This window comes from Mesorhizobium prunaredense, from assembly GCF_900156895.1.
Lineage (GTDB): Bacteria > Pseudomonadota > Alphaproteobacteria > Rhizobiales > Rhizobiaceae > Mesorhizobium > Mesorhizobium prunaredense.
This window is the reverse complement of record NZ_FTPD01000057.1, coordinates 1-3,354: the sequence shown is the minus strand read 5'-3', so window position 1 is coordinate 3,354 and position 3,354 is coordinate 1. Positions and strand designations below refer to the sequence as shown.

The following is a 3,354-nucleotide window of genomic DNA, read 5'->3' as shown; positions in this document are numbered from 1 at the left end:
ACACCACGCGGTGGGACACGACCCGGAAGCGCTCGGGCGACCATTCCGCGTAACGGCGATGGGATAGTGATTGGATCAAAAGTGCCAATAGCTTTGCCAACGGCCTCACCGGATCGGGGCCAAACAAAAAAACTAGGCTTCGATAGCGGCGGCATGATCCATCCGGGCGATACGCAGCAGGTCGAGTTCTTCAAGAACCCGAATGAGCGCGTGATCATCGCGCGCCAGTACCAGTTCCAGGATCGGCGCGATGTAGGGTCGGCCGATGCCGCTACCGGCCGCGCCGCTGCCCAAAAAGGCGACGATCAACAGAATTTCTACAGGGGCATCAACATATCGAGCCCCGAGGGGTCACGTGAATCGCAGACGGAAATTGAGGACCGTACGCAAGGGAAGCGGCGGCACGACTGTAGGCGGGGCCAAAGGCGGCCATTAAACCCCCGTAAAACACCCTTCAAACCGAGCTAAGTTGGTGCCAAATGAAGTTGCGCGGAGGTGCCAAATGATTTTGTGCGCTACACGTATAGGCCTTGTCGCACCGAGTGTGATTGTTTGCGGACGGTCGGCACGCGGTTCGATCTTGTGCAGGGCGCCAGCACCACCGCCAGGAACTTCGCCGCGATGTCGCCCTCCAGCAGCCGGTCACGGTTCTTGGAGACATCGAATGAGTCAATGCTCGGCTTCGCCAGCGTCAGCCGCGACCATACTAAACGGCATCGACATGGTTCACATGATACGGAACAAACAGGCGAAGTCGCCTAAATCCGTCCCTGGCCGAGCAGTTCCGAGTCCTCGCCGCGTAAGTGGCTGCGTGCCAGACCTCAGCGTTCCCATTCGGCCGTTGCAGCAAAACGCTATTACCAGGCGACGCGGACTGAACGACGATCGACAATCGAGGTCACCATCGGTCCTTCGCTTTGCTGCCGGTCTGGAACGCCCATCCGACACCTTCCGTCGGTTTGTCGGGGCCGCGACACAGACCTGCTAACTAAACCTCCTTTGCTCTCGGGCTAAATAGCTGAAAGGCAGCGGAAATTCTTCTTCGGCACGATCAGCCAAAATTGGCACGAGCTTTGCGACGGTGGTTACAAGGCGGCACGCATGTCGCGGGTGAAAACGCGATCGAATGGAAGGATGCACATATCAGGTCTGCGTTCAGCTTGCACTTTACTGAAAGAAGGACCTCCGCCAGTCCGGCAACGCCGTCAGACTTATAGCTAGGATGGGCGAGACCTGCGAATCGATCAAAGCCCCCTTCGACCTTGCCGCAGGGCATCATTGGATCCCGATCCTTGCGACTACGACTACTATCGTCGCTCATAGGCGTGGCGACCCATAATGAAAAGAGGAAACCTACAGATGAGAAAAGTTGTTGCCGCCAAGCTTCATGGCATCACCGTAACCGATGCCGATCTGAACTACCAAGGTTCAATAACTCTGGATCCAGACCACTGCGACGAAGCAGGGATTTTTCCGCTTGAATTCGTTGAGATCTGGAACAAGACGTCAGGCGCGCGAATCAGCACTTACGTCATTTATGGTGAAAGGGGTTCTCATTGCTGTGTGATGAATGGAGCCGCTGCTCGAACCTGCCAGGTCGGAGATGAGATAATCATCTGCTCTTCCGTGTACATTGAGAAGGAACAGATCGCAGAGATGAAGCCGCGAGTTCTGACCTTCAACCGAGACAATTCGATCCGCAAACGCATGTTCTACGATGCTGCGATCAAGGACGATGGAACGATGACATTCGCCATTTGCGAGGACCCTGGCGGCAACCTCCGAAAGGCCTCGAGTCGGGTCAGTCGCTAATGGCTCGGGGTGGGCGGACACTCGAGGATTCCGAGCGGAGAGCAGTCCCAATTTAGTCCCGAGGCGCTTCGTACAGAGCGCAATCAGAAGCTCACAATGCTATTCATTCCGAAGGGCAATTTATGATGCAATTGGCACTCATCTATGGTGGTCGGTCAGTTGAGCACGACTGCTCGATTGCGATGTATAACAACGTCGCTGACATCTTGAACAATACTCCCAATACAGGTATTTCGCCGGTATCCATCTACTACATCTCCCGATGTGGGGACGTACTAAGGCTCGTGCTAGGAGGGGATATTGTTCCCAAGCACGATGAGTTCGCCGCTCGTGCTGAGATGCATCCGCTTGCCTCTCTCGCTCACTTACTCAAGAGCGATGGCCTTTTCGTCTTTTCACTTCTTCAGGGCCAGGACGGAGAGGACGGCCAAATTCAAGCTCTTGCGCAATTCCACGGCATTCCAGGTAGCTTCGGCGACAAGACTGCGGCCATGCTCTCAGCAGATAAATACCTGCAAGGCTTAGTTGCCAATCGACTTTGCCCTGAGCTGACTCCCATCCCTATGATCCACATCATCCAAGGCAATCTTGAAGCCGGGATCGCAGAGGCCTTGCAGCATCTTGCTGGCCCGTGTGTCCTCAAACCGAACACGCTCGGGGGGTCCTTCCTAACTGAGTGCACTGACGAACTCTCGGAGGGCGGCCTCCGTTCTTACTCCGAACGGATCGCACCGTATGACCCCTCTTTCTTGGTCCAGCGGCGAATTTTTGGAACAGAGTACACCTGCGGCGTCTTAATCGACCGCCATAAGATTACGGCGCTTCCGGTCGCGCGGATCAACAATCCCTCGGGGTTCCTCGGATATGATCAGAAGAGGCAGACGGGAAGCTGCTCTGTTGAATTCCATAGCATAGAGAACACTCTTCAAACTCGCATCGCCTCGATTTCCACGCAGATAGTGCGGGAGTTTAACCTCCACACATTTGGGCGTCTCGATTTCATTGTTGACGAGCAGCAACGTGTTTACTTCTTCGAACTCAACGTAGTGCCGGGCCTGATGACTGAAAGCTTCTTTCCGAAGATGCTCGCAAAAGCCGGCTTCGACTTCTGCCACATCATTCGACTAGCTGCGTCCAATGAGATGTATCAACGGCGCGGAGAAGAGTTTCGCAAGATGGAGACGAGCCGCATCCGTTACTATGGAGGGGCATCAACGGTGGCATCGTAGGTCCGATCCTGCGCACAGGAGTGATGCCATGCAAGGGTGCGCCGGCAGCTATAATGGGCGAGGGAGATTGCGAAGCTGGAAGATGACGTCCGGCTGTTCGCCCGTCGCTGCGCCAAGCCTCTCGTCAAGTTATGGTCACGTGAGCATATCTTTGGTATCGTAAGCTCGGAAGAAGATCGTGCCCACTGGCGTGGTGTAGCTGACGGCATTGGTCGCCGTGCTCTCCGGCATGGGCCGGACTGATCAGCGCGCCACTGCCGGCAGGCTGATGAGTGGATCATCGCTCATCTGGCTGATGGTCTCAAGCGTCATG

Annotated in this window: 3 protein-coding genes; 2 read left to right on the top strand and 1 reads right to left on the bottom strand. The window is 55.5% G+C overall.

Going from position 1 to position 3,354, the window contains the following annotated elements:
- Positions 1–132: 132 nt before the first annotated feature.
- Positions 133–309 (bottom strand): hypothetical protein, encoded by a 177-nt coding sequence (locus tag BQ8794_RS35825; protein ID WP_167378879.1) that lies wholly within the window; start codon positions 307–309, stop codon positions 133–135.
- Between the two features lie 1,050 nt (positions 310–1,359).
- Here BQ8794_RS35825 and panD point away from each other — a divergent pair.
- Together panD and BQ8794_RS29070 are read left to right on the top strand one after the other, a co-directional pair.
- Positions 1,360–1,812, top strand: coding sequence for an aspartate 1-decarboxylase (gene panD, locus BQ8794_RS29075; RefSeq protein ID WP_077382296.1), 453 nt, complete (start codon positions 1,360–1,362; stop codon positions 1,810–1,812).
- A gap of 122 nt (positions 1,813–1,934) precedes the next feature.
- On the top strand, positions 1,935–3,041 hold the full coding sequence (locus BQ8794_RS29070) for a D-alanine--D-alanine ligase family protein (RefSeq protein ID WP_244555145.1): 1,107 nt from the start codon (positions 1,935–1,937) through the stop codon (positions 3,039–3,041).
- Positions 3,042–3,354 lie beyond the last annotated feature (313 nt).